The sequence below is a fragment of the Pedococcus sp. 5OH_020 genome, assembly GCF_027812955.1.
GTDB lineage: Bacteria > Actinomycetota > Actinomycetes > Actinomycetales > Dermatophilaceae > Pedococcus.
Genome location: NZ_JAPYZV010000001.1, coordinates 167,572 through 192,140, shown reverse-complemented (window position 1 = coordinate 192,140; position 24,569 = coordinate 167,572). Strand labels below are relative to the sequence as shown.

Below are 24,569 nucleotides of genomic sequence, written 5' to 3'. Positions count from 1 at the left end.
GCGACCTGTCAAGACTCGGACCGACATCGTCCGGTCCGTGGCGCGCCCGCCGAGGAGGGTACGCGGAAGCCTGTGTGGCCGCCGACGCCGCCCCTTGACCCCTGCTGCGCCAACCCGGCACACTGTTGCGTATCGCTCATCGTGTTGTGTATTACGCACCGTTTGGAGAATCGGATGGCACCTCGTCCTGCAGCTGGCCGCGAGTACGTCCTCACGCTGCGGTGCCCGGACACTCCGGGAATCGTCTACGCCGTGAGCAGCTTCCTGGTCCAGCACGGCGGCAACATCAGCCAGAGCCAACAGTTCGACGACCGGCTGACGGACCAGTTCTTCATGCGCGTGCAGTTCGGCGTCGAGAACGGCTCCCTCACGGATCTCCGGGACGGGTTCGCCAGAGTGGCCCAGGCGTTCCAGATGTCCTGGCAGATCAACGACGCGGCGACCCCCATCCGGACCCTCCTTCTCGTCTCGCGGTTCGGGCACTGCCTCAACGACCTGCTGTTCCGGGCGCGCATCGGTGCTCTCAACGTCGAGATTCCGGCGGTCGTCTCCAACCACCGAGACTTCGAGGACCTCGCAGCGGCACACGGGGTGCCGTTCCACTACATCCCCGTCACGCCGCAGAACAAGGAGGAGGCCGAGACGCGCCTCCTGCAGCTGGTGGACGAGCTGGAGATCGACCTGGTCGTCCTGGCGCGGTACATGCAGGTGCTGTCCAACGACCTCTGCACGAAGCTCGAAGGTCGGGTGATCAACATCCATCACTCCTTCCTGCCGAGCTTCAAGGGTGCCAAGCCGTACCACCAGGCACACGCTCGGGGCGTCAAGCTCATCGGCGCGACGGCTCACTACGTCACCCCCGATCTCGACGAGGGGCCGATCATCGAGCAGGACGTCGCGCGGGTGGAGCACTCCCTCGAGCCCGACGAGCTCGTTGCCGCCGGCCGCGACGTCGAGGTCCAGGTCCTCGCGAGGGCACTCACCTGGCACAGTGAGCACCGCGTCCTGCTCGGGCAGAGCCGTACCGTCGTGTTCCGCTGAGGGCGCACCTCGCGCCCGAGCCCTTTCCCAACCTGTCCACGTCCCGAAGGAGCCAGCTCATGTCAGCCACCGTCAAGGGAGTCATCGCCCGCGCCAAGGGGGCGCCCGTCGAGGTCGTCGACATCGTCGTGCCGGACCCTGGGCCCGGCGAGGCCGTGGTGAAGATCCACAGCTGCGGCGTCTGCCACACCGACCTGCACTACCGAGAGGGAGGCATCAACGACGAGTTCCCCTTCCTTCTCGGACACGAGGCTGCCGGAGTGGTGGAGTCGGTGGGCGAAGGCGTCACCGAGGTAGCCCCGGGCGACTTCGTGGTGCTGAACTGGCGCGCCGTATGCGGGCAGTGCAGGGCCTGCGCGAAGGGCAAGCCGCAGTACTGCTTCAACACGCACAACGCGACCCAGAAGATGACCCTGGTCGACGGCACGGAGCTGTCACCCGCACTGGGCATCGGAGCCTTCATCGAGAAGACCCTCGTTGCTGCGGGGCAGTGCACCAAGGTCGACCCGGAGGCGGACGCGACGGCGGTCGGGCTTCTCGGCTGCGGGGTCATGGCGGGGTTCGGCGCCGCAGTCAACACCGGCGCCGTCAGCCGCGGCGACTCCGTCGCCGTGATCGGCTGCGGAGGCGTCGGAAATGCAGCCATCGCGGGCGCCAGGGTGGCTGGCGCGACGACGATCATCGCGGTCGACATCGACGACCGGAAGCTCGGCTGGGCATCGGGCTTCGGGGCGACCCATACGGTCGACAGCAGCGCTCAGGACCCTGTGGAGGCCATCCGGAAGATCACCGGCGGCTTCGGGGCAGACGTCGTGGTGGACGCGGTGGGACGGCCGGAGACCTACCTCCAGGCCTTCTACGCCAGGGACCTCGCCGGCACGGTCGTGCTGGTCGGGGTACCGAACCCGCAGATGCAGGTGACGCTGCCGCTGATCGACGTCTTCGGCCGGGGTGGCTCGCTGAAGTCGTCCTGGTACGGCGACTGCCTCCCGAGCCGGGACTTCCCGATGCTCGTGGACCTCTTCCGCCAGGGCCGGTTCGATCTGGGCGCCTTCGTCTCGGAGACCATCAGCCTGGACGAGGTGGAGACAGCGTTCGAGAAGATGCACCGCGGCGAGGTTCTGCGTTCGGTGGTCACGCTGTGAGCGGTTCCCTGCGCGTCGAGCGGGTCGTCACCTCCGGCACGTTCAACCTTGACGGCGGCAGCTGGGAGGTCGAGAACAACGTCTGGGTCGTGGGTGACGACGACGAGTGCGTGATCATCGACGCGGCTCACGACGCGGTCCCCATCATCGAGTCGGTGGACCAGCGCCGGGTCCAGGCGATCCTGCTCACCCACGCCCATGACGACCACATCGGCGTCGTGGGCGACGTACGCACGCACACTTCGGCAGCGTCCTGGCTGCATCCGGCCGATCGGATGCTGTGGGACCGCGTCCACTCGTTCCCGCCAGACCGTGAGCTGGCCGACGCACAGGACCTGGAGGTGGCCGGCACATCGGTGCGTGTCCTGCACACACCTGGACACACACCCGGCGCGTGCAGCTTCCACGTGCCTGCGCTCGGTGTGGTCTTCACCGGCGACACGCTGTTTCAGGGAGGACCCGGTGCTACTGGCCGCTCCTTCAGCGACTTCCCGACCATCATCGAGTCGATCTCGAGCCGGCTGCTGACACTGCCGGAGGAGACCGTCGTCCACACCGGCCATGGCGCGGACACCACGATCGGCGCGGAGGCCCCGCAGCTGCAGGAGTGGGTCGACCGCGGCCACTGACCCTGGCAGGAGCCGCTGCCGCTGAGGGGTCGTGTCAGCCGAGCTGGCGCCGAAGGACAGGTCCCAGCCGAGACGACGCAGCAGGGGTGGTCTCAGGAGACGAGGCAGAAGGGGTGTCCCGCCGGGTCCAGATACACCCGGAAGGACCCGTTCTCCGAGGGCTGGTGCTCGTGCCGGGTGGCGCCGGCCCCGAGCACAGCAGGCTCGGCAGCGTCGAGGTCCGACACGGCCAGGTCGAGGTGGAAGTGCTGTGGTCTGGGCCCCTCCGGCCAGGTCGGCGGCTGGTAGTCCTCCACCTGCTGGAACGCCAGGCTGATGCGGCCAGCCGGCCTGTCCGTGTCACCCGGGTCACGGGAGGGCGTCAGGGTGACGAAGTCGTCGGACGAGCCTTCCTCGATGGGCCAGCCGAGGATCTGCGAGTAGAACGCCGCGAGCTCCCGAGGCTGGGGACAGTCCAGGACGACCAGGTCGAGCAGAGGCTTCATCTGGGGTGTCTGAGTCATGGCCCGACGCTACGACGGCGCACCGACAACCGCCTGCACGAGCCGCCTGGCCGCGGCTGGATGCTCCCGCCCGAGCAGCCCGACGGCGAACAGCACGCCGCAGAGGTCCGTCACGACGCTCGCGTCACGAGGCACCCGCCAACCTCCCGCGTGGTCGCGGAGTACCGAGACCAGGATGCCGTCGCGCGCCTCGGGACAGAAGTGCCGGAGCACCCCACCGGATCCCACGAGGACCCCGACGTCCGCCAGCGGTCGGGGGCTCGCTCCGGGCGCGCTCGGACGGGCGTGCCGCCGGACGGCCACGAGCGCCGCAGCGCGCGCGAGCTCGACGTCCCACTCGTGCTCGGCGGTCATCGCGGGCAGGTGGCCGGGCTCGCCTCCGAGCTTCGCGGCGTACGCCTCGGCTCCCTGGGGTAGCGCGAGCCCCTCCCGGTGGCAGGCCTCGACGATGCCTTCGGCGTTCCACCGCATCCCGAGGTCGGCCTCGACTGTCCGGGCCTGCCACAGCGGGGCGACGACGTCCCTGGCCCGGCCGGCGTCCTCCCCCTGGGGGCGCAGCGCCGAGTAGACGTCGGTGGTCGCGCCGCCGATGTCGACCACGAGGACGTCCGTGTCGAGCTGCTCGGCGAGCAGCTCGACACCGTCCAGGACGGCGTCCGGCGTCGGCGCCCGGACCATCGCGGCGAACTCCGGGTCGCGCGAGAGCCCCTTGCCGCCGATGACATGCTCCAGGAACACCTGCCGGATGGCGGCACGAGCCGACCCCGGGGTGACCACGCCGATCGAGGGAAGCACGTTGTCGGCCAGGACGAACCGCCGCCCCGCATCCTCCAGCAGCCCCGCCACCTCGGCACGCGCCTCCCGGTTCCCCGCCACCACGATGGGTGCGGCGATGCGTGCCCCGGCCAGGCGGGCGGCGTTGTGCCGCAATACGTCCGCGTTGCCTCCGTCCGTACCGCCGACCAGCAGGACCAGGTCGGGACGGGCGGCACCGAGGGCCGTCACGCCTTCCGCGTCCAGTGGCCCGGAAGCCACGTGGCAGACGCGGGCACCGGCGCTGAGCCCCACACGATGTCCCGCCTCGGCGGTGACCTCACGCTCGTAGCCGACCACGGCGAGGCGCAGGCCGCCGCCCGCACTGGAACAGGCCAGCACACGGTCGACGGCGCCATGCGCCGACAGCTCGCCGCGAAGAGCCCGGTAGCCGACCAGGACGTCGCTCCCGCTCGTGGTCGGGGTCGCGTGCGTCGCGAGGAGCTCACCGGTGTGGTCCACGAGCACGGCCTTGGTGAACGTCGACCCGAAGTCCAGGCACAGAACGCCCCCCATGGCCGGGGCTCCTCAGCCGAGCCGGTCGAGCGCCTGCTTGAGGTCTGCCACGAGGTCGTCGGCGTCCTCGATGCCGACCGACAGCCGGATCAGGTCGCCCGGGACCTCGAGCTCCGTGCCTGCGACGGACGCGTGTGTCATCCTCGCGGGGTGCTCGATGAGCGACTCCACGCCACCCAGGGACTCTCCGAGGGTGAAAAGCTCGGTCTCGCCGCACACCTTGACCGCGACGTCCTCCCCCGCCTTGAGCTGGAACGAGACCATCCCACCGAAGCGCTTCATCTGGCGCCGGGCGACCTCGTGCCCGGGGTGGGTCTCGAGCCCGGGGTAGTGCACCGCGCTCACCGCCGGGTGGGACGCGAGCAGCTCGACCACGCGCTCGGCGTTGTCGCTGTGCTTCTCCATCCGCAGCGCCAGCGTCTTGAGGCCTCGCAGCACAAGCCACGAGTCGAACGGGCCCGCAACTGCGCCCATCGAGTTCTGGTGGAAGGCCACCCGGTCGGCGGCGTCCTCGAAGCCGGGCACGACGATGTCCCGGCCGACGACCACGGCTCCACCCACGACGTCCGAGTGGCCGCCGCAGTACTTGGTCGTCGAATGCGTGACGATGTCCGCCCCCACGCTCAGCGGCTGCTGGAGGTAGGGCGATGCGAAGGTGTTGTCCACGACCAGCAGAGCGCCCGCGTCATGGGCGAGCACGGCGAGAGCCGCGATGTCGGCGATGCCGAGCAGCGGGTTGGTGGGTGTCTCGACCCACAGCATGCGGGTACGCCCGGGCCGAACGGCAGTACGCACCGCGTCCAGATCGCCCATCGGGGCGATGGTGTGCTCGACCCCCCAGCTGGTCAGCACCGTGTTGAAGAGGCGGTACGTGCCTCCGTAGGCGTCGCTCGGCACGACGACGTGGTCCCCCGGCCTCAGCAGCGCCCGAAGCACGGTGTCCTGCCCGGCGAGCCCGGAGGAGAAGGCGAACCCCCGGTCCCCTCCCTCGAGAGCCGCGATGCAGCCCTCGAGCGCCGTGCGCGTGGGGTTGGCGGAACGGCTGTACTCATAGCCGCCGCGGAAGCCTCCGATGCCGTCCTGCTTGTACGTCGACACCTGGTAGATCGGGGTGATCACGGCGCCGGTGGCCGCGTCCGGCTCCTGCCCCGCGTGGATCGCTCGGGTGGAGAAACCCGTGGGCTCGACGCTGCCGCTCTGCTCGCTCATGCCGGCAAGGCTAACCCGGCGGACGTCGGCTGGCGGTGCGCCTCCGGGGGCGCTCGGCGTCCAGAACCGGCCACAGCGCACAGCACCTTCTGCGACTCGCGCAGGTAGGTGTCCCGCAGGAAGCCCAGCTCCGCGTCCAGGGGGCCGCCAGACGCCGACCATGCGCCGTCCCGGGCCGCCAGTGCGCCCCCGGCTCGGAACATCACCGCGCGCGCCGGCGTTGAACGGGCGTGATATTCGGAGCGCGTGCGAAGACGACCCTGCCCACCGCCGAGGACGCGCTGCGTGGTCGGGAGTCTCGCCCCTTCCGCATCTCACCGGAGCACGTTGTGCTGCACAGCCCCGTCGAGGGGCCGTGGCCTGAGGGTACCGACGTCCTCTACGTGGCCATGGGCTGCTTCTGGGGGGCCGAGCGGATCTTCTGGCGTCAGCCGGGTGTGGTGGCCACCGCGGCCGGCTACATGGGCGGTCTGACCCCGAACCCGACGTACGAGGAGACGTGCACGGGTCGCACCGGTCATGCCGAGACGGTGCTCGTGGCCTACGACCCGCAGAAGACGACCCCGGAGCTGCTCCTCAAGGAGTTCTGGGAGAACCACGACCCGACGCAGGGCAACCGTCAGGGCAACGACATAGGCACCGCATACCGGTCGGCGATCTACTGGACGACGCCGGACCAGCAGCGGGCCGCGGAGGCGACCCGCGAGGCGTTCCAGAAGGTGCTGACCGACCACGGGTTCGGCACCATCACGACGGAGCTGCGGTCTGCGGAGGACGCCGGGCCCTTCTACTACGCCGAGGACTACCACCAGCAGTACCTGCACAAGAACCCGGGCGGCTACTGCAACCACGGCCCCAACGGCATGACCTGCCCGGTGGGGATCGTCCGTCAGGACGAGCTGCCGGCGCAGCAGGACATCGCCCCGGCGTCGAGCTGACGGTCAGCGCGAGACGTAGCCGGCACTCGTGCCGGTGAAGGCCCAGCTGTCCTTGAGGACCCCGCCTGCGTCGCGCAGATAAGCCGTGTCGCCCGTGTTGTTCCAGACGTACCAGGCGCGGTTGTAGTACCGGTTGGTGGCGCTTGCGGTGCCCTTGCCGGTGTGGATGACGACCGAGTACCCCGCCTTGAGGGTGAACGTGGGGAACCTGAACGTGTAGCCCTGCTTGTCCTTGAGGGTCCAGCCGGTGAGCGAGCGGTTGGTCGTGCCTCTGTTCGTGATCCGGACGTACTCGGCGTTGAGACTGGTGTTGCTGCCCGTGTCGCTTCCCGGCGAGTTGTAGTAGATCTTCGTGATCCTGATCGCCGGCGTGGCGCCCTCCGCGGTGGACGGCAGGGCGAGAACCCCTCCGGCCACGGCGAGTGCGGCGAGGCAGGAGGCGAGGACAGGACGTGCGGCCATGCCGGCGAAGGTAGCCGCGAGTGCAGCCGCACGCAGCCACTCCCGCGAAGGACCGGCCGAACGGACGAGGCACCTGGCCGCGGGATAGCGTCGGACACGTGCAGCTCCGTGACGCGTCGCAGGAGGACCTTCCTGGCCTTCTTCCGGCATTCCTTCCTGTGTTTCGGGCCGTCGTCGCGGACGGCGAGACCTACGCCTACCCAGAGACTCTGTCGGACAGCGAGATCGGCGCCCTCTGGTTCGAGCGCCCCCCTGGCCGCACCGTCGTGGCACTGGACGACACCGGGGCGCTGCTCGGCAGCGCCAAGATGGGGCCGAACAGACCCGGACGGGGAGCCCACATCGCGACGGCGAGCTTCATGGTGGCCGAGCGGGCGCGGGGCCAGGGCGTCGGACGGGCGCTAGCGGAGGACATGGTGAGGTGGGCCGCGACGCAGGGGTACGCCGGCATCCAGTTCAACGCGGTCGTGCAGACGAACCGGGCGGCTGTCCTTCTGTGGCAGGCACTGGGTTTCGAGATCCTCGGGACCGTCCCAGGAGCCTTCGAATCCAGCCGGCACGGGCGCGTCGGGCTGCACGTGATGTTCCTCCCGCTGGCTCCTGCCTGACCAGCTCCTGTTGATCGGCGGCCCGACGCTGGAGCGCCTGCCTCTGGAGCTCCAGCCGCCGGGCCTCACGCAGGCTCCTCCACTGCGCGGCCAGGTCGTCGACGTCGACCGTCTTCGCGAGCAGCGGGGGCAGCGGTCCCACTGCGGGCCGCAGCCGGTCGGCTCTCACCCGGTGGTTGTAGTCGTCCAGTACGGCCCGCACGCCCTCCTCGGTGCGTAGGTCGAGCAGCGACTCAGGAAAGCCGGCCGCCTCCTTCCGGAGAGCGAGAGCAGGTGGCATGGCTCCGGTGAGGTCCAGCTGCTCTCGCTGCAGCAGCCCCTTGACCCACCAGTCGGGGTCGTCCACATCGGCACTGCCCAGGTTGCGGAGCGGCTTGCCGGCTCCCGGGAGGTTGTCGAACTCCCCGCGCTCCTGTGCCTCCCGGATCGCCCGCTCGACCGGCGACTCGAACCGCTCCATGGCCCGCACGATAACCAGGTGCCGTTCGCCTCACCAGATAAGGGGAAGCGCGCGGCAGTCGCGGCTCATGCCGGCGGCTGCGGGTGGCTGAGCCCTGCCCGGCCAGCACGTCCCGCAGCCTCGCCGACGTTTCGCACCACCGTGCTCGCGACCCGCTCCAGCGGAGTCCTCGGCGCGCCGGACACCCTCGGCGGCATGACCACGACGGGACAGGGAGCGCTGTAGACGAGCCGCTGCGCGAAGCCCGGCAGGTTCGTCAGGTCGAGCTTGCGGGGGGCGTCGATCACGAGGAGGTCGGCGTGCTGCGCCGCCGCGAGCAGGGCGGTCCGACGGCCACCGTGCACGAGTCGCACCTCGACGCCGTGGTCGGCGCCGAGCACCTCTGCCACGTCGGCCTGCAGGTCAGCCAGATGCTGCGCCTCCACCGTCGCCAGGTCCTCGATGAGCGGAGCGGGGTTCACCCGCGAGGCGGTCTGGGGCACGGTGGGGCGCCACGCCCGCACCGCGACCACCCGACCCCCGCGCAGCGCCGCCAGCTCGGCTGCCCAGTGAAGTGCAGTGGGTGACTTCGACGTGCCGCTGACGCCCACCACGATGGTGTAGGGCTGTGACTGATCTGCCATCACATCCTCCTCCTAGACCCGAGCCGGTTGGAGCGGTGGCTCATCGCTGACCCGGCTGAGCGGGTCTGCGATGTCCTCCAGTCCCTTGCCTTCCGCGTCCACGCCGATCTTCATGGCCACCACGCCGCCGACCATCATGATCACCGAGGCAAGGATGTAGCCCCAGAACAGCGGGTTGCGCTCCTTCCCCTCTCCAACGAGCGCGCCGAAGAGGACCGGTCCGAGCGCACCCACGACCTGGGCGATCGCGAAGAAGTACGAGATGGCCTGCCCGCGGACCTCCAGGGGGAAGATCTCGCTGACGGTGAGGTACGCGGACGAGGCGCCTGCGGAGGCGAAGAAGAACGAGACGCACCAGAAGATCGTGTGCGTCGTGGCGTTGAGCGTGCCTGCCTTGAAGAGGAAGGCGGACACGAGCAGCACGAGCCCGGCGATGAGGTACGTCCCGAAGATCATCTTGCGTCGGCCGATCGTGTCGAACAGGTGGCCGAGCAGCAGAGGGCCGGCCAGGTTTCCGATCGCGAACGGGATGAAGTAGATGGCCGCGGCCGACTTGTCGAGGTGGTAGAAGTTCTGGAGCACCAAGGCGTACGTGAAGAAGATCGCGTTGTAGAGGAAGCTCTGCGTGATCATCATGGTCAGCCCCAGGGCGGTACGCGACGGATATTTCTTGAAGAACACGTTCATGAGGTCGCCGAACGGGATGTGCTCGCGCGGCTTGATGAGCATGGCTCTGCTCTCGTCCACCGGCTTCAGGGTCACCCCCCGGGCCTCCATCGACGCCTCGATCTCGTCGACGATCTTCTCAGCCTCCTCGCCCTGCCCGTGGGTGACCATCCAGCGCGGGCTCTCAGGGATGTGGCGGCGCAGCCAGATGATGATCAGACCCATCACAGGGCCGATGAAGAAGGCGATGCGCCAGCCGATGTTCTTGTCGACGTGCTCGGGGTTGAGGAGCCAGAAGCTGGCGAAGGCTCCGAGCAGCGCTCCGGCCCAGTAGGTCCCGTTGACCGCGATGTCGACGCGCCCGCGGTACTTCGCGGGGATCAGCTCGTCGATCGCCGAGTTGATCGCGGTGTACTCGCCTCCGATGCCCATGCCCGCGACGAAGCGCCATACGTAGAGGAACCACGGGGCCCAGGCCAGGCCGGCCACCCCCGAGCCGATCAGGTAGATGGCCAGGGTGATGATGAAGAGCTTCTTGCGGCCCCAGGTGTCGGTCAGCCTGCCGAACGTCAGGGCCCCGACCACCTGGCCGATGAGATAGATGGTGCCGGCGAAGCCGACCTCGGTGCTCGACATCTTCAGGGTCTCTTGGAAGCCGGCGTTCGAGACGAGCTGGATCTCCAGACCGTCCAGGATCCAGGACACGCCGAGGCCGACCACGACCATCCAGTGGAACCTCGCCCACGGGAGCCGGTCCATGCGGAACGGGATGAGGCTGCGCACTGCTCCGGATTCTGCAGTTGTCGTCATTGACCACTCCTTGCTCGTACGACTCTGGGCTCGCAAAAGCACCTCAAAACGGGACGGTACCGCTGGCCTCCGGGAATGGCGCGTCGAGACAGATGAGGCCGTTGGTGCTCGGTCGGGAGCGTCCCGGCTGCCACGCCCGGAGCGGGGCCATGGGGCCCTGGGCGTAAGGTCCCGGCATGCGCATCGTGTCGTTGCTACCGTCGACGACGGAGATCCTTTTCGCCGTCGGCGCCGGTCCACAGGTGGTGGGCGTGACGTTCGAGTGCGACACCCCTGCGAATGCACGCGAGCGGGCAATCGTCTCCACCACGGCGATCCCGCAGGGGTTGTCCGCGACCGAGATCGACGCCTTCGTCACGCGGGCCATGGCGGCGGGGGAGGACCTTTACCACCTCGACGCCGGCGCTCTGGCTTCCCTCGACGCCGACCTCGTGGTGACGCAGGATCTCTGCGCCGTGTGTGCTGTGGACGTCTCCGTCGTGGACGACGCCCTGGCGTACCTGGGGTGCCGCGCCGAGGTCCTGACCATCGACCCTCACACTGTGGAGGAGGTCCTTGGCTCGATCGAGACCCTCGCCAAGGCCAGCGGTCGCCAGCAAGCGGGGGCTCGACTGGTCGGCACGCTCAGAGACCGGTTGGCAGCGGTCTCCACGGTCGTGCAGGGGCTCTCGACGCCGCGCGCACTCGTTCTCGAGTGGACCGACCCTCCCTTCGCGCCCGGTCACTGGGTCCCGGAGATGGTGACGGCCGCGGGCGGCACCAGTGCGCTGGGCACAGCGGGCGAGAAGTCGGTACGGGTCACGTGGGCGGAGGTGCGCGACAGCGACCCGGAAGTCGTGGTGTGTGCCCCGTGCGGCTACGACCTCAGCGGGTCGGCGGAGCTGGCGCGCCAGGCGATGGAGTCCGGTCAGCTGCCCGTCGGAGTACCGGTGTGGGCCGTGGACGCCAACGCCAGCTTCGCCCGGCCCGGGCCGCGACTGGTGGATGGCATCGAGGCGCTCGCCGGCATCCTGCACCCCGAGTCGGCTCCTGCGCCGCGGCGGGATATGGCCCGCAGGTTGGTCTAGCCCCGTCGCGGAGATCGCGCTGAGGGTCGTGAGTCAGTCCTTGACGGTTGCCCGGGACTTCCGGCCGAGGCCGACGGTGGCAGCGACCGTCGCAGCCGCAGCCAGCACCAGGACGATGGCTACTTCGACGTTCGTGATGCCGCCACCCAAGTGCATCGGCTGCAGGAGGATGAACCACACGTCGACGCCTACCGCGACACCGATGATGAGTCGCAGGGTGAGGTTCTGGATCATGCCTTACTCCCTCCGATCCTGTAGTTCGGGTACTGGCTGTTCTGTGTGATGCCGTAGCTCGTACAGCTCCCACTGCAGTCCGCGAGGTAGGTCTAGCTGCTGGGCTGGCCGATGACCGAGGTCCCGTTGTACGACCATCCGACCACGAAGTGGTAGCGCGCGATGACGACGTTGAGCCAGTTGTCGTAGGCGATGTACCGGTCCCTACTGGTGCTAGACACGCCCGCCGCCACAAGAGCCTCGGCGGTTCCGTTCATCGGTGGCACCGGAGGCACCTTCACCTCGGTGGGGTCCGGCACGTAGCCGGGCAGTTCGTCGTCGGGCCTTGCGGACGTCGGGTCGATGGTGCTGGCCGCACGGTCTGGCCGCGTCAGCACTGCCGAGCGCTGCGCTGCGGTGACAGACCGCGTCTGCCATGCCTGCTTGACGATGGCGTTGAAGGCCGCATCGCTGATGGGCTGCGTCTCTGTGCGCCGCCGTCCCTAAGACTGTCGACGGCGCGGGAGGTCGGGAAGGGCTCTATTCAGCTTGCGAATACCACCTGGCGCACTTCTGACCGGCGTGCTATTGCCACCGATTCGGCTGCGGGTCGTGTTGGTTCCGCGTTCGGCCGGCCAGTCGACCAGCGCCATCAGGTAAGCCGACCACTGCCACTCAGGTCAGTCGACCAGTGCGATGAGCAGGTCCGCCCGGGTGAGGACGCCGACCGGCTTCCCGTCCTCGACCACCATGATGGCGTCGGCATTCTCGAGCTCGTGACGCGCGACGGACGCGGGCTCGCCGGCGCCCACGAACGGCAGCGACGGCTCCATGTGCCTGTCCACCGGGTCGGTGAGGTGCGCGGTGCCGTTGAACAGCAGCTCGAGCAGCATCCGTTCGCTCACGGAGCCCGCTACCTCCCCAGCCATCACCGGAGGTTCCGCCTTGACGACGGGCATCTGCGACACGGAGTACTGGTGGAGGATCTCGATGGCGTCGCGGACGGTCTCTGTGGGGTGCGTGTGCACCAGCGCCGGCAGGTCACCCGCCTTCTTGTGCAGGAGCTGCCCCACCGTGGTCTGGTTCGCCGCTCGCATGAACCCGTAGGAGCTCATCCAGTCGTCGTTGAAGATCTTCGACATGTAGCCCCGACCGCTGTCCGGCAGCAGGACGACGACGACGGCGTCCGACGGCAGGTCCTCGGCAGCCCGCAGCGCCGCGACCACGGCCATACCGCAGGAGCCCCCGACGAGCAGCCCCTCCTCCTTGGCCAGCCTGCGGGTCATCGCGAACGAGTCCGCGTCGCTGACCGCGATGACCTCGTCGACCACCTTGGGGTCGTAGGCGCTCGGCCAGAAGTCCTCGCCCACCCCTTCGACGAGGTAGGGCCGCCCGGTGCCACCCGAGTACACCGAGCCCTCAGGGTCGGCACCGATGATCTGGACGCGGCCCCCCTCGCGGGTGTCAGACACCTCGCGCAGGTACCGGCCCGTGCCGGTGATCGTGCCGCCCGTACCGACGCCGGCGACGAAGTGGGTGACCCGGCCATCGGTGTCGGTCCAGATCTCGGGACCGGTGGTCTCGTAGTGCGATGCGGGACCCATCGGGTTGGCGTACTGGTTGGGCTTCCAGGCACCCTCGATCTCGCGGACCAGGCGGTCGGAGGTCTGGTAGTAGGAGTCCGGATGGTCCGGCGCTACGGCGGTCGGGCAGACCACCACCTGCGCGCCATACGCCTTGAGCACGTCGCGCTTGTCCTGGCTCACCTTGTCGGGACAGACGAACACACAGGAGTAGCCCCTGCGCTGAGCCACCAGAGCCAGGCCGACGCCGGTGTTGCCCGAGGTGGGCTCCACGATGGTCCCACCCGGCTTGAGCTCGCCGGACGCCTCCGCCGCCTCCACCATCTTCAGCGCGATCCGGTCCTTCACCGACCCGCCGGGGTTGAGGTACTCGACCTTCGCGAGAACGGTGGCCGCGATGCCCTCCGTCACGGAGGTCAGCTTGACCAGGGGCGTGTTGCCGACGAGATCGGCGATGTGCTCTGCGTACTTCACCGACCCATCCTCGCAGATCGCGGACAGCGGTCGGGCAAACGGACGATGCCGGGGGGCCCCGTGGAGGAAGACCATCGGATGGGGTGGAATGGGGGCACGACATGACTCAGCTGACCGTTGCCGGTGCAGGGGTGCGAGACCAGGAAGGAGCAGTCATGGGCCGGGCCCGAAGGGCACGCAGGATCGCTGCCACGGCGGCGTACGGCGGCGGTGGCCTGGCCGCGGGTATCGGCACGCTGGGGGCTCTGGGCTACGGCCTGCTCAAGGTCGAGGCGATGGTGGCCCGACGCGTCGTCGGCCAGCCCTTCGACGGCTCCCCGGACGACAACGGCACGTATGGCGCCGGCGTGGGTGAGCCGGTGGAGCTGCTCGTCCTCGGCGACTCCTCGGCCGCGGGGATGGGCGCCGACCACCGCTACCAGACCGTCGGTGCCATCGTCGCGACAGGCGTCTCGGCGCTGACCGGGCGGCCCGTGCGGCTCACCAACACCGCGGTCGTCGGCGCGGAGTCCTCGGGGCTGGAGCTGCAGCTCGCCAACGCGGTCGACCAGGTCCCGCGCCCACACGTGGCCATCATCATGATCGGGGCGAACGACGTCACGCACCGCATCGACAAGGCGGTGGCCGTGCGCCACCTGGAGACGACGGTTCGCCGGCTCCGCGACCTCGGGACCGAGGTGGTCGTGGGCACCTGTCCCGACCTCGGCACCATCCAGCCCATCCCCCAGCCCCTGCGACTGATCGGTCGCCGGTGGTCACGCGACCTGGCCGCGGCCCAGACGGTCGCGGTGGTGGAGGCTGGAGGTCGGACCGTGTCCCTGGGCGACCTGCTGGGGCCGGAGTTCGCGGAGCGGCCGCACGAGATGTTCAGTGCGGACCGCTTCCACCCGTCGCCGGCCGGCTACGCCCGTGCCGCCGCCGCCCTCCTGCCGAGTGTGTACGCGGCGCTGGGCGTCTGGGCGAGCGGCTCAGAGGACGAGCGCTCCCCCGATGCGCGACGGGGCGAGGGCGTCGGACCCGTCGCGGTGGCGGCCGAGTACGCCGTCCGGGACCCCGGCACCGAGGTGCACGCGACGCAGATCGCCGGGCAGAGCCGCGGGCCGCGTGGACGCTGGGCCATACTGCTGCGTCGCCCGCACAAGGCGGTCCCTGCCCCCGGGCCTGTCGGGGCTCTGACCGCTGTCGCGGGCGGCTCGGTCGACGCCAGCAGTGGCGCGGCTGTCGACCCCTCCCTCGGAGCGCCGGAGCTGGAGGCCGACGAGAGCAGGGCCACATCCGGCGACGCGCCGGCACGGCATACGATCGAGTCGGACTAAGCGACCGCTCATCGGCTGGTCGCCCTCGACGAGGAGGAAAACCCCGTGACCGAAGCCGTGATCGTCTCCACTGCCCGCACGCCCATCGGGCGCGCGTTCAAGGGCTCACTGAAGGACGTGCGCCCCGACGACCTGTCCGTCCAGGTGATCAGCGCCGCGCTCGGCAAGGTCCCTGCTCTGGACCCCACTCTGGTGGAGGACCTCTACTGGGGGTGCGCCGAGCCCTCCGGCCGGCACGGCTCCAACATGGCGCGGGTGGTGTCGGTGCTGGCCGGCTTCGACGGGCTGCCCGGCTCCACCATCAACCGGTTCTGCGCCTCCTCGGTCCAGACCACCCGGATGGCGTACCACGCGATCAAGGCCGGCGAAGGCGACATCTTCATCTCCGGTGGCGTGGAGTGCGTGTCCCAGTACACGAGCTGGGCCGGAGCCGGGGGCTCCGCCGGGGACGACCAGAACCCGAGGTTCGCGTCGGCCAAGGCCCGCAGCGAGGAGATCGCGAAGACGAACCAGAGATGGACCGACCCCCGCGAGGACGGCCTCGTACCGGACGTCTACCTCTCGATGGGGCAGACCGCCGAGAACGTCGCCACGCTCCGTGGCGTCTCGCGAGAGCGCCAGGACGAGTGGGGCGTCACCAGCCAGAACCGGGCCGAGAAGGCCATCGCGGACGGGTTCTTCGAGCGGGAGATCGCCCCGGTGACCCTGCCGGACGGAAGCGTGGTGAGCAAGGACGACGGACCCCGAGCCGGGGTGACCCTCGAGGCGCTCAAGGGGCTCAACCCCGTGTTCCGCGAGGAGGGCACCATCACCGCTGGGAACTGCTGCCCGCTGAACGACGGCGCCGCCGCGGTCGTCGTCATGAGCGACACCAGGGCCAAGGAGCTCGGCCTCACCCCCCTCGCGCGGGTCGTCGCGACCGGCGTCTCGGCGCTGTCGCCGGAGATCATGGGCCTGGGCCCGGTCGAGGCTTCGCGTCAAGCCCTCGCCCGTGCCGGCATGACGATCGGCGACCTCGACCTCTACGAGATCAACGAGGCCTTCGCCGCGCAGGTCCTCCCCAGTGCGGACGACCTCGGCATGGACTTCGACAAGCTGAACGTGCACGGCGGCGCGATCGCCCTGGGCCATCCCTTCGGCTCCACCGGCGCCCGCATCACCACGACACTGCTCAACGGCCTGGAGACGCGGGACGGTCAGCTCGGGCTCGAGACGATGTGCGTCGGCGGCGGCCAGGGTATGGCGATCATCTACGAGCGCCTCAGCTGAGCGCTCTGAGCAGCTCGCGGAGGCGGTCCGGCAGACCATGGTCCATCCCGGCCTCGCAGGTGTCGTAGACGAGGACGGTCAGCTGGTCCATGACGACTGCCGGGCCCAGGTAGGGCACGTCCCGACCTGCGAGGTCGTGCAGCAGTGCGCGCATCTGCGGGACCCGTTGGAGCGCGTGGTCCAGCGGCAGCTGCTGCCACCGCTGGACCACGCGCTGAAGCTCCTGCAAGACCTCCTGTGGGACCGGCGAGCCCGGCGGCACGCTAGTTGCTGCGCAGGCGGCCCAGCAGCCGCAGGACCTCGAGGTACAGCCAGACCAGCGTGACGATGAGGCCGTGGGCCAGCAACCACGAGTACCTCTCGGGAGCACCCGCCCGGATGGCGCGGTCGATCGAGTCGAAGTCCACGGCGAGGGAGGCCGAGGCCAGCCCGATGGCGAACAGTGAGATCCCGATCCCGAGCGCGCCGGTGCCTCCGATACCGAAGGCGTGGTTGCCGACGACCGCATACAGGAAGTTCACCAGCGCGAAGATCGCGTAGCCGATCACCGCCATCGTGACGATCCGCCGGAACTTCTCGGTGACCTTGATCAGGCCGGTCCGGTAGGCAAGCAGCATCCCGGCGAACACGGACAGCGTGCCGAGCACGGCCTGGGCCACGATGCCGTGGAAGACGTCAGTCTGCTCCGGCGGGTCGAAGGCAAGGCTGTAGCCGTTGCTGATGGCGCCCACGAAGAGGCCCTCCACCACGGCGTACAGCACGATCATGGGCACGCTGACCGTCTTCTTGAGGGCGATCACGAGCCCGAGGACGAGGGTCAGCGCGATACCGCCGAGGATGAGGACCAGACCGAGGCTGGGGAACAGCGTCCATCCCACCGCCGCCCCGGCGAGCACGATGACGAACAGGCCCGCCGTCTTCATGACGACGTCGTCCATGGTCAGCCGCCGGGTCTGCACCGGTCCGGCTGCCGGTTGGTTGTACAGGTCCTGCAGCTGCTGCGCGCTCAGGCTGTCGGTGGGTGCCCTGCCGGGCGTCGCGGCCCGGCCCGCGCCGGGACGGCCGAAGCCGGCGTACCCCTGGCGGGACTCCTTGTCGATCCGGTCGAACACCGGGTTGCTGGCCATGCGGTCTCCTTGGAGGCGTCGTGCGGCCCTGCGGTCGGCCGCTCCCTCAAGAGTACGTGTGGGGGCCCGCTCCAAGTTCCCGACGTGCCCCGGGGCGAGGAGAGCGTCTCTTCCACCATCGGTATGAGGACCCCCTGCAGCCGCTGGGTGAAGTCACCGTCCGGACGGCCGACTGATACTCGAAGTCCCCCGCGGCACCCGAAGGCAGGCGTCAGCCATGACCATGAACGACGAGCAAGCACCAGGATCATGGACCCGCATGGCGCTTCTGGTCGTCGCGGCACTGTTGGCCCTCGTCGTCCCGTTCGTCCTCGTCACACGGGTGTTCGACGCCGGCACCGGCTCGAGCGCCTCCACGGGCAGCCCGACCAGCCAGGAGCCGGCGCGGCAGCCGATCCTGGCCACGTCGTCGACCACGACCACGCTGGCCAGCACGGCGGTGTCGTCGTCGACCACCGCGACCTCGGCCGGCTCCAGCACCAGCCCGCTCGCCGGGGCCAGCGAGCAGTGTCGACTGACCAACCTCCGGCAACAGGCGGCCCTCAGCGCGGCGGCGGCGTCCCTCGAACAGTTCCAGAAGCACATCGACGCCATGAACCTGCTCGTCGCGGGCAAGATCTCCCTTCCCGTCGCCAGGACCTTCTGGAACCAGACCCGCATCGCCGCCACGGAGAAGGCCCAGTCGTTCCGCGCAGCCGACCAGGCGCTGACCTCGAGCAAGGCAGGGTGTCCGGAGCTGGGTCCGACGGCGGCGTGCTCGGCGCCGCTGCAGGAGGTGAACGCGATCACGGCCTGTGCCAAGGCCACGGCGGCACGTCAGACAGTCCTCGTCCGGGCCAGAGACTCGATCAGCACCTGGGAGCACCACGTGCACGACATGGAGATGTTCCGGGCGGGGCACATGTCGGCCGCGACGATGGCGGACAAGTGGCAGAAGACCTGGAAGTCGGGCCAGCAGCAGCTGGACTCCTACTCGGCTGCCGTCCAGCTCACGCAGAAGCTCCGCTGCCCGCTGACCTGAGCCAAGCCCCGACTTTGTATGCGACCGGCCCAGGGCAACCGTTTTCCGATCCTGGGCGGCGCCGCGTTCCGCAGACAAAGTCGGCGGATGGGGCGGGTCCCGGCGGGCCGGTTGGGGTCGAGGCATGCCTTTGGGTGCCCCCGACGGGGGTCGAACCCGCACCGGTGGCGATTTTAAGTCGCCTGCCTCTGCCAGTTGGGCCACGGGGGCCCTGCCAGTATGCCGGGTGGCGGAGCGGTTCCTGGACAGTTCCACTGCAGGCCCGGAGGTCTTCGCCTGTCAGGCACCTTGGATCCGTGTCGTCACACGACGACCGCAACGCACGTGCCCGGTCAGTACACCGAGGCGACGGACAGGGCCAGACCGTCCAGGATGTCGTGCTCCGAGGTGACAACTCGCTGCACCCCGTGCTGGGCCAGACGTGCCACCACCTGGTGCCAGACCAGCGCTCCGGCGCCGATGACGTCGACCCGCCCGGGGTGCATGAACCCCAGGCGGGCGCGCTGCTCGCGAGGTAGGTGGAGGAGCTCCTGGCACGCCCGCATGACCACCGCAGGCTCGAGGGTGGTGAGGTGGATCCGGCTGGCGTCGTAGGTCGTCAGGCCGAGGGCGTGGGCCGTGATGGTGGTGACGCTGCCGGCCAGCCCGACCAGCGAGGCGATGCCGTCGAAGCGCACTCCCGCCGCGGCCTGGTCGATCGCCGCGTCGATGTCCGCGGTCGCGGCGCTCACCTCCGCGCTGGTCGGCGGGTCACTGTGCAGGTGACGCTCGGTCATCCGGACGCAGCCCACGTCGACGGACAGCGCCGCCTCCACGGCGTGCTCGCCGCGCACGAGCTCGGTCGAGCCGCCACCGAGGTCCACGACAAGATAGGGCCCAGGGATGCCGTGCGCCCGCAGGTCGCCTGTCGCACCGCGGAAGGAGAGGGCGGCCTCCTCGGCCCCGCTGATCACCTGGGGAGTGATGGCGTACTCGGAGAACGCGTCCCGCACGCCGTGGACGAACTCCTCGGCGTTGGAGGCGTCACGCGAGGCGGACGTCGCGACGAAACGGACCCGCTCCACGTGGAGCCGGCGACACTGCACGGCATACTCCCGCGCGGTCCTGAGCGTCCGCTCCATGGCCGTCGGGTCGATTCGGCCGGTCCGGTCGACGCCGTACCCGAGCCGTACGACCTCCATGCGTCGGACGACGTCGGTGAGCGCGCCGGAGCGAGGGTCGACGTCCGCGACGAGGAGCCGGATGGAGTTCGTGCCACAGTCCACTGCCGCCACCCGGGTGGCGGTGGCCCGGTCCGCGGGTGACGCGGCGGTCATCGTCCGGTCCCCGGTCCCTCGGAGACCTTCGGAACGCAGGAGCCCGCCGCCCACCAGTCGTCGAGGGCGGCGAGAGCCTCGTCGCCGAGCGGGTTCACCCCCGGCCCCGCGGCGAGCGAGTGTGCCACCAGCACGTGCAGACACTTCACCCTCGCCGGCATCCCGCCGGCCGATACCCCGGCGATCTCGGGGACCTCCCCGAGCCGGGACCGGGTCGAGAGGTAGTGCTCGTGCGCGGCGGCGTACTGCGCCGCCAGCTCGTCGTCCAGCGCCAGACGGGCGGTCATCTCCTTCATCATCCCCGACGCCTCGAGCGTCGAGACCGCGCCGGTCAGCCGGGGACACGTCGCGTAGAAGGTCGTCGGGAACGGCGTACCGTCGGGCAGCCGCGGCTCGGTCATGAGGACATCGGGGTGTCCGCACGGGCATCGATGCGCGACGGCTGCGACGCCGCGGGGCACGCGCCCGAGCTGGGCGTGCACCGCCTCGAGGTCCGCCGGGGACGGCTGGACGCTCACTTGCCCCGGCTGGTGGGGGCGGCGTCAGCGGCGACCACGGAGTCCCACAGCTGCCCGTACCACGGCGCCTTGCTCGAGTCCTGCGTAGAGCTGGTCGCACCGGGCAGCGACCTGGTCGACGGCTTGCCGTCGATGACGGTGTACGACTTCTCCCCCACCTTGACGAACTTGAGCCGTTCGCGAGCCTGCTGGACGACGTAGGCGTCGTCGTTCCACCGGGCCTGCTCCTTCTGCAGCGCCGCCACATCGGCGCGCTGGGCGCTGACCTGGCCGCGCAGCGCGTCGATCTCGCCCTGCTGGTGCAGGTAGGAGCGCAAAGTCGGGACGAGCGTCACTGCGAGCAGGACAAGGATCGAGGCCAGCACGACCGCGCGCATCACCGCGCGCGACGCGCGACGCTCCGTCGCACCGTGCACCGCAGCCGCCTTGCGCACCGCCCCCGACGCAGTGGCGCGCGAGCGTCCCGGACCGGCGCCGGGACGAGCGGACACCCGCCGCTCGGCACCGGAGCGTGGCCCCCCGCCGCGCCCACCGGCGCCGGCGCGCGCTACGGCGGGACGGCGGGCGCCCTTGGCGCTCCCGCCGTCCTTGCCGTGGATGGTCCCTGCCATGCCTTCCTCAGCCGATCCGTACGCCTCGTCAGGCCCGTGCCGCGAACCGTGGGAAGGCGCCGGCACCGGCGTAGACCGCCGCGTCGTCGAGCTCCTCCTCGATCCGCAGGAGCTGGTTGTACTTGGCGACGCGCTCGGAACGCGCGGGCGCGCCGGTCTTGATCTGGCCGCAGTTGGTGGCCACGGCCAGGTCGGCGATCGTCACGTCCTCGGTCTCACCGGAACGGTGGCTCATCATGCAGCGGTAGCCGTTACGGTGCGCGAGGTCGACGGCGTCCAGCGTCTCGGTCAGTGAGCCGATCTGGTTGACCTTCACCAGCAGCGCGTTGGCCGTCCTCGCGTCGATGCCACGCTGCAGTCGTTCCGGGTTCGTCACGAACAGGTCGTCACCGACGATCTGGACCCGATCGCCGAGGCGGTCCGTCATCGTCTTCCAGCCGGTCCAGTCCTCCTCGTTCAGCGGGTCCTCGATGGAGACCAGCGGGTAGGAGTCGACGAGGTCGGCGTAGTAGTCGACCATCTCGGCGGCCGTCTTCGAGCCGCCCTCGAAGGCGTAGGTGCCGTCCTCCTGGTGGAACTCGCTGGCAGCCACGTCGAGGGCGAGCGCGATCTGCGTACCCGGCTGGTAGCCGGCGTTCTGGATCGCCTCCACGATCAGGTCCAGCGCCGCGCGGTTGGACTCCAGGTCGGGAGCGAACCCACCCTCGTCACCGAGCCCGGTCGCCAGCCCCTTCTCCTTCAGGACCGCCTTGAGAGCGTGGTACACCTCGGCGCCCCACCGCAGTGCCTCGCGGAACGAGTCGGCGCCGATCGGCGCGATCATGAACTCCTGGACGTCGACGTTGGAGTCGGCGTGGCTACCGCCGTTGAGGATGTTCATCATCGGCACGGGCAGGATGTGGGCGTTCGGCCCGCCGACGTACCGGAAGAGCGGCAACCCCGAGCTCTCGGCGGCGGCCTTGGCGACGGCCAGGGAAACCCCGAGGATGGCGTTGGCCCCGAGCTTGGACTTGCTGGGGGTCCCGTCGAGCTCGAGCATCACCCCGTCCACGAGGCGCTGCTCGCTCGCCTCGTAGCCCACCAGCTTGGGGTTGATCTCGTCGAGCACCGCGTCGACCGCCTGCTGGACCCCCTTGCCCAGGTAGCGCGCCTTGTCACCGTCACGGCGCTCCACCGCCTCGAAGGCTCCGGTGGAGGCCCCGGACGGTACTGCCGCCCGGGCGATGGTGCCGTCGTCGAGCGCCACCTCCACCTCAACGGTGGGGTTGCCCCGGGAGTCGAGGATCTCGCGAGCGCCTACTGCGTCAATGCTGGCCACAGCCGTCTCCATCGTGGTGCCGAACGGGTACGCCCAGAGGCTACCCGCTAGCCCGGAGACTCCAGGCGACCGACCCGCAGTCGGCGATGTGCGCCTAGGAACGGCTGTACGAGACCGCCAGGCTGGCCCCGAGCCGCGCGTTGTCACGCACCAGGGAGATGTTGGTCTCCAGCGATCGTCCGCCTGTGAGCTCCACGATGCGCCCGAGCAGGAAGGGCGTGATGTCCTTGCCGTGGACGCCACGCTCGACGGACTCGGACAGGGCCTGGTCGATGAGGGCGCCGATCTCACCGGCAGGGATCTCGTCCGCGGCCGGGACCGGGTTCGCGACGACTATCGCCCCCTCCAGGCCGAGCCCGTCCCACTTGGCGCTCATCATGGCCGCCAGCTCGCCGGCCGAGTCGGCGCGCAGCGGTGCCGGATGGTCGCTGGAGCGCGAGTAGAACGACGGGAACGTGTCGCTGCCGTGCACGACGACCGGGACCCCGAGCGTCTCCAACGTCTCGAGCGTCAGGCCGATGTCGAGGATGGACTTCACCCCGGCACAGACCACGGCGACGTCGGTGCGACCCAGCTCGGTGAGGTCGGCGGAGATGTCGAAGGTGCGCTCGGCGCCACGGTGCACTCCGCCGAGGCCTCCGGTGACGAAGACCGAGATGCCCGCGAGCGCTGCCAACCTCATCGTGCTGGCCACCGTGGTAGCACCGTGGGCCTTGCGGGCCATGACGTACGGCAGGTCGCGCAGGCTGACCTTCGCCACGTCGGGGTGGGACGCGAGGACCTCCAGCTCCGCGGCGTCCAGCCCGATCCGAGGAACGCCGTCGAGGATGGCGATGGTCGCCGGAGTAGCACCTCCGTCGCGGATGATCTGCTCCACCTCCACCGCCATCTCGACGTTGCGCGGGTAGGGCATCCCGTGGCTGATGATCGTGCTCTCCAGGGCCACCACGGGACGCCGGTCCGCGAGCGCGTCCGCCACCTCGGCGGACAGGCTCAGGTAGGGATGGGCGGTGCCGGTCGGGGGGATGGTCATGCGGTCTCCTTGGTGGTGCCACTGGTGCGGCGAGGGGCTTTTCGTAGCTCGGCGTCGACGAGCCGGGGGCTGAGGTCCGAGCGCACCGTCTCCGCCGTCGCCACCGTCAGACCGGCGGCCACCTGGCCGAAGCGCGCGGCGTCCACGGGGCTGTCCCCGCGCAGGAGGGCGTGGACGAATGCCGCGGTCATCGAGTCTCCGGCTCCCGTCACATCGACGACGGTCACCGGCGGCGCCACCAGGGTCGCCACGGTGACCCGTCCGTCGTCGGCGACGCTGCTCAGCAGGCTCCCGCGGGCGCCTCGGCGGACCCACACATGCCGGACGCCGAGGTCGTGCACCGCGCGGGCCGCTCGGGCGATACCGGCCCTCGTCCGCTCGACCGGCTCTCCGACGATGGCTGCGAGCTCGTCCTGGTTGGGCGTGATCGCCAGCAGGGGGCGCTCACCCGAAAGGATGTGCGTGAGGGGTCGTGCCTTGGCGACGCTCACGGGGTCCAGGACCACGGGCACGCCCACCGCGGCCGCGAGGTCGAGGATCCAGGCGGACACGGCGGGTGGGAGGTTGCCGTCGAGGACGACCAGGTCGGCGTGCGCCACGAGGTCCCCCGCGCGCCCCAGGTCGGCCACGGTGAGCCGGTCCGTCGCGGCCATGTTGGCGACGGCCACCAGCAGCTCACCCGTGGAGTCCAGCACGCCGAGATAGGTCCCGGTGCCCTCGTGCGTCGTGATGACGTGCTCGACGGACACACCGGCGGCTCGGGTGGCCTCGAGGACCTGGTCGCCGAAGGCGTCCCGGCCCACAGCAGCCACGAGGTGGGTCGGGTTGCCGAGCCGGGCCAGGTTCTCGGCGATGTTGCGGCCGACCCCTCCCGGGGTGGTGACCGTGGTGCCGGGGTTCGACGTGCCGAGCTGTGCCGGAAGCACCGACCGTGCCTTGATGTCGAGGTTCGCACCACCGACCACCACGACGAAGCGTCCTTCGGGCCGCAGGACGTAGCCGCGGCCCAGGATGGCGCCCTTCTTGGTCAGGTTGGACAGGTGCACCGCGACGGCGGCCCGGGTCGCGCCGATCCGGTCCGCGATGGCGGCCGCGTCCAGCGTCGGCTGCGAACGGAGCAGGTGGACGATCTCGCGCTCGCGCTCGGTCAGCCTCATACTTGCCACTATAAGGCATCTTTGGTGCTCTAAGTACCGCGCAACCCTGGCACCCAGGCGGTGCGCGGCGAGCGGTGAGCAGGCGCCGCGGCTCTCGCGGGCATGGCCGGGCGTCCGTGGCGG

General features: G+C 70.0%; 27 protein-coding genes, 1 tRNA gene and 1 pseudogene. 10 read left to right on the top strand and 19 right to left on the bottom strand.

All coding sequences use genetic code 11. The features are described from left to right. The first annotated feature begins 174 nt into the window (after positions 1–174). The 3 genes from purU to PHA84_RS00870 are packed head-to-tail and all read left to right on the top strand — an operon-like array spanning position 175 to position 2,815. Positions 175–1,041 carry a formyltetrahydrofolate deformylase gene (gene purU / locus PHA84_RS00880; RefSeq protein WP_270886193.1) on the top strand — a complete coding sequence of 289 codons (867 nt, stop codon included), beginning with the start codon at positions 175–177 and terminating at the stop codon, positions 1,039–1,041. A gap of 59 nt (positions 1,042–1,100) precedes the next feature. After that, complete coding sequence (locus PHA84_RS00875; protein WP_270886192.1) at positions 1,101–2,186, top strand: S-(hydroxymethyl)mycothiol dehydrogenase; 1,086 nt, start codon at positions 1,101–1,103, stop codon at positions 2,184–2,186. Further along, entirely contained in the window at positions 2,183–2,815 is a 633-nt protein-coding gene (locus PHA84_RS00870; protein WP_270886191.1) for an MBL fold metallo-hydrolase, read from the top strand. The genes PHA84_RS00875 and PHA84_RS00870 overlap by 4 nt, the downstream gene beginning before the upstream one ends. 92 nt (positions 2,816–2,907) lie before the next feature. Here the strand turns inward: PHA84_RS00870 and PHA84_RS00865 are convergent, their stop codons facing one another. From PHA84_RS00865 to PHA84_RS00855, 3 genes are read right to left on the bottom strand one after another with little or no spacing between them, the layout of a single operon-like run. Beyond that, positions 2,908–3,318, bottom strand: a complete 411-nt coding sequence (locus tag PHA84_RS00865) for a VOC family protein (protein WP_270886190.1) — start codon at positions 3,316–3,318, stop codon at positions 2,908–2,910. 9 nt (positions 3,319–3,327) lie between these two features. After that, complete coding sequence (locus tag PHA84_RS00860) at positions 3,328–4,647, bottom strand: glutamate mutase L (protein ID WP_270886189.1); 1,320 nt, start codon at positions 4,645–4,647, stop codon at positions 3,328–3,330. Positions 4,648–4,659: 12 nt separating this feature from the next. Next, a complete protein-coding gene (locus PHA84_RS00855; protein ID WP_270886188.1) occupies positions 4,660–5,856 on the bottom strand; it encodes a cystathionine gamma-synthase in 1,197 nt (398 codons plus the stop codon). A gap of 233 nt (positions 5,857–6,089) precedes the next feature. On the opposite strand from PHA84_RS00855, the gene msrA reads away from it, so the two are divergent. Beyond that, a complete protein-coding gene (gene msrA / locus PHA84_RS00850) occupies positions 6,090–6,794 on the top strand; it encodes a peptide-methionine (S)-S-oxide reductase MsrA (RefSeq protein ID WP_442952809.1) in 705 nt (234 codons plus the stop codon). 3 nt (positions 6,795–6,797) lie between these two features. On the opposite strand, the gene PHA84_RS00845 is transcribed toward msrA, so the two are convergent. Beyond that, entirely contained in the window at positions 6,798–7,256 is a 459-nt protein-coding gene (locus PHA84_RS00845) for a lamin tail domain-containing protein (RefSeq protein ID WP_270886186.1), read from the bottom strand. Between the two features lie 98 nt (positions 7,257–7,354). Here PHA84_RS00845 and PHA84_RS00840 point away from each other — a divergent pair, with 98 nt between their 5' ends. Further along, entirely contained in the window at positions 7,355–7,864 is a 510-nt protein-coding gene (locus PHA84_RS00840) for a GNAT family N-acetyltransferase (RefSeq protein WP_270886185.1), read from the top strand. Positions 7,865–7,874: 10 nt separating this feature from the next. Beyond that, the gene (locus PHA84_RS00835) at positions 7,875–8,084 is read left to right on the top strand and encodes a hypothetical protein (protein ID WP_270886703.1); all 210 of its coding nucleotides are present in this window, start codon (positions 7,875–7,877) and stop codon (positions 8,082–8,084) included. A gap of 33 nt (positions 8,085–8,117) precedes the next feature. On the opposite strand, the pseudogene PHA84_RS00830 reads toward PHA84_RS00835, so the two are convergent. The 3 genes and pseudogenes from PHA84_RS00830 to PHA84_RS00820 form a co-directional block, all read right to left on the bottom strand. Beyond that, positions 8,118–8,324 (bottom strand): annotated as a pseudogene (locus PHA84_RS00830) (J-domain-containing protein); the annotation flags it as partial. A 65-nt stretch (positions 8,325–8,389) separates the two neighbouring features. After that, complete coding sequence (locus tag PHA84_RS00825; RefSeq protein WP_270886184.1) at positions 8,390–8,947, bottom strand: universal stress protein; 558 nt, start codon at positions 8,945–8,947, stop codon at positions 8,390–8,392. 12 nt (positions 8,948–8,959) lie between these two features. Continuing rightward, positions 8,960–10,423 carry an MFS transporter gene (locus tag PHA84_RS00820; protein WP_270886183.1) on the bottom strand — a complete coding sequence of 488 codons (1,464 nt, stop codon included), beginning with the start codon at positions 10,421–10,423 and terminating at the stop codon, positions 8,960–8,962. 176 nt (positions 10,424–10,599) lie between these two features. On the opposite strand from PHA84_RS00820, the gene PHA84_RS00815 reads away from it, so the two are divergent. Further along, the gene (locus PHA84_RS00815) at positions 10,600–11,490 is read left to right on the top strand and encodes a cobalamin-binding protein (RefSeq protein WP_270886182.1); all 891 of its coding nucleotides are present in this window, start codon (positions 10,600–10,602) and stop codon (positions 11,488–11,490) included. Between the two features lie 33 nt (positions 11,491–11,523). Here the strand turns inward: PHA84_RS00815 and PHA84_RS00810 are convergent, their stop codons facing one another. From PHA84_RS00810 to PHA84_RS00800, 3 genes are all read right to left on the bottom strand, one after another. Then, on the bottom strand, positions 11,524–11,724 hold the full coding sequence (locus PHA84_RS00810; protein ID WP_270886181.1) for a hypothetical protein: 201 nt from the start codon (positions 11,722–11,724) through the stop codon (positions 11,524–11,526). A gap of 92 nt (positions 11,725–11,816) precedes the next feature. Next, positions 11,817–12,101 (bottom strand): hypothetical protein, encoded by a 285-nt coding sequence (locus PHA84_RS00805; RefSeq protein ID WP_270886180.1) that lies wholly within the window; start codon positions 12,099–12,101, stop codon positions 11,817–11,819. A 282-nt stretch (positions 12,102–12,383) separates the two neighbouring features. Further along, positions 12,384–13,760, bottom strand: coding sequence for a cystathionine beta-synthase (locus PHA84_RS00800; protein ID WP_270886179.1), 1,377 nt, complete (start codon positions 13,758–13,760; stop codon positions 12,384–12,386). 101 nt (positions 13,761–13,861) lie between these two features. On the opposite strand from PHA84_RS00800, the gene PHA84_RS00795 reads away from it, so the two are divergent. Further along, positions 13,862–15,076: an SGNH/GDSL hydrolase family protein gene (locus PHA84_RS00795; RefSeq protein WP_333742165.1), complete on the top strand. Its 1,215-nt coding sequence runs from the start codon at positions 13,862–13,864 to the stop codon at positions 15,074–15,076. Positions 15,077–15,121: 45 nt separating this feature from the next. Continuing rightward, on the top strand, positions 15,122–16,345 hold the full coding sequence (locus PHA84_RS00790; RefSeq protein WP_270886178.1) for an acetyl-CoA C-acetyltransferase: 1,224 nt from the start codon (positions 15,122–15,124) through the stop codon (positions 16,343–16,345). Here the strand turns inward: PHA84_RS00790 and PHA84_RS00785 are convergent. Then, positions 16,338–16,556 (bottom strand): hypothetical protein, encoded by a 219-nt coding sequence (locus PHA84_RS00785; RefSeq protein WP_270886177.1) that lies wholly within the window; start codon positions 16,554–16,556, stop codon positions 16,338–16,340. The two genes, PHA84_RS00790 and PHA84_RS00785, sit on opposite strands and share 8 nt — an antisense overlap. A gap of 52 nt (positions 16,557–16,608) precedes the next feature. Then, positions 16,609–17,472, bottom strand: coding sequence for a Bax inhibitor-1/YccA family protein (locus tag PHA84_RS00780; protein ID WP_270886176.1), 864 nt, complete (start codon positions 17,470–17,472; stop codon positions 16,609–16,611). Between the two features lie 259 nt (positions 17,473–17,731). Here PHA84_RS00780 and PHA84_RS00775 point away from each other — a divergent pair, with 259 nt between their 5' ends. After that, complete coding sequence (locus PHA84_RS00775) at positions 17,732–18,493, top strand: hypothetical protein (protein ID WP_270886175.1); 762 nt, start codon at positions 17,732–17,734, stop codon at positions 18,491–18,493. A gap of 135 nt (positions 18,494–18,628) precedes the next feature. On the opposite strand, the gene PHA84_RS00770 is transcribed toward PHA84_RS00775, so the two are convergent. From PHA84_RS00770 to PHA84_RS00740, 7 genes are all read right to left on the bottom strand, one after another. Beyond that, positions 18,629–18,703: transfer RNA gene (locus PHA84_RS00770), tRNA-Leu, on the bottom strand. Between the two features lie 122 nt (positions 18,704–18,825). Beyond that, a complete protein-coding gene (locus tag PHA84_RS00765) occupies positions 18,826–19,809 on the bottom strand; it encodes a Ppx/GppA phosphatase family protein (protein ID WP_270886174.1) in 984 nt (327 codons plus the stop codon). Beyond that, positions 19,806–20,327: a DUF501 domain-containing protein gene (locus PHA84_RS00760; protein ID WP_270886173.1), complete on the bottom strand. Its 522-nt coding sequence runs from the start codon at positions 20,325–20,327 to the stop codon at positions 19,806–19,808. Before PHA84_RS00760 ends, PHA84_RS00765 begins: the two co-directional genes overlap by 4 nt. After that, positions 20,324–20,938 (bottom strand): FtsB family cell division protein, encoded by a 615-nt coding sequence (locus tag PHA84_RS00755; RefSeq protein WP_270886172.1) that lies wholly within the window; start codon positions 20,936–20,938, stop codon positions 20,324–20,326. The genes PHA84_RS00760 and PHA84_RS00755 overlap by 4 nt, the downstream gene beginning before the upstream one ends. Before the next feature lie 28 nt (positions 20,939–20,966). Then, complete coding sequence (gene eno / locus PHA84_RS00750) at positions 20,967–22,256, bottom strand: phosphopyruvate hydratase (protein WP_270886171.1); 1,290 nt, start codon at positions 22,254–22,256, stop codon at positions 20,967–20,969. A 94-nt stretch (positions 22,257–22,350) separates the two neighbouring features. Then, positions 22,351–23,289 carry a pseudouridine-5'-phosphate glycosidase gene (locus tag PHA84_RS00745; RefSeq protein ID WP_270886170.1) on the bottom strand — a complete coding sequence of 313 codons (939 nt, stop codon included), beginning with the start codon at positions 23,287–23,289 and terminating at the stop codon, positions 22,351–22,353. Beyond that, complete coding sequence (locus tag PHA84_RS00740; protein WP_270886169.1) at positions 23,286–24,446, bottom strand: PfkB family carbohydrate kinase; 1,161 nt, start codon at positions 24,444–24,446, stop codon at positions 23,286–23,288. Before PHA84_RS00740 ends, PHA84_RS00745 begins: the two co-directional genes overlap by 4 nt. Between the last annotated feature and the right edge of the window lie 123 nt (positions 24,447–24,569).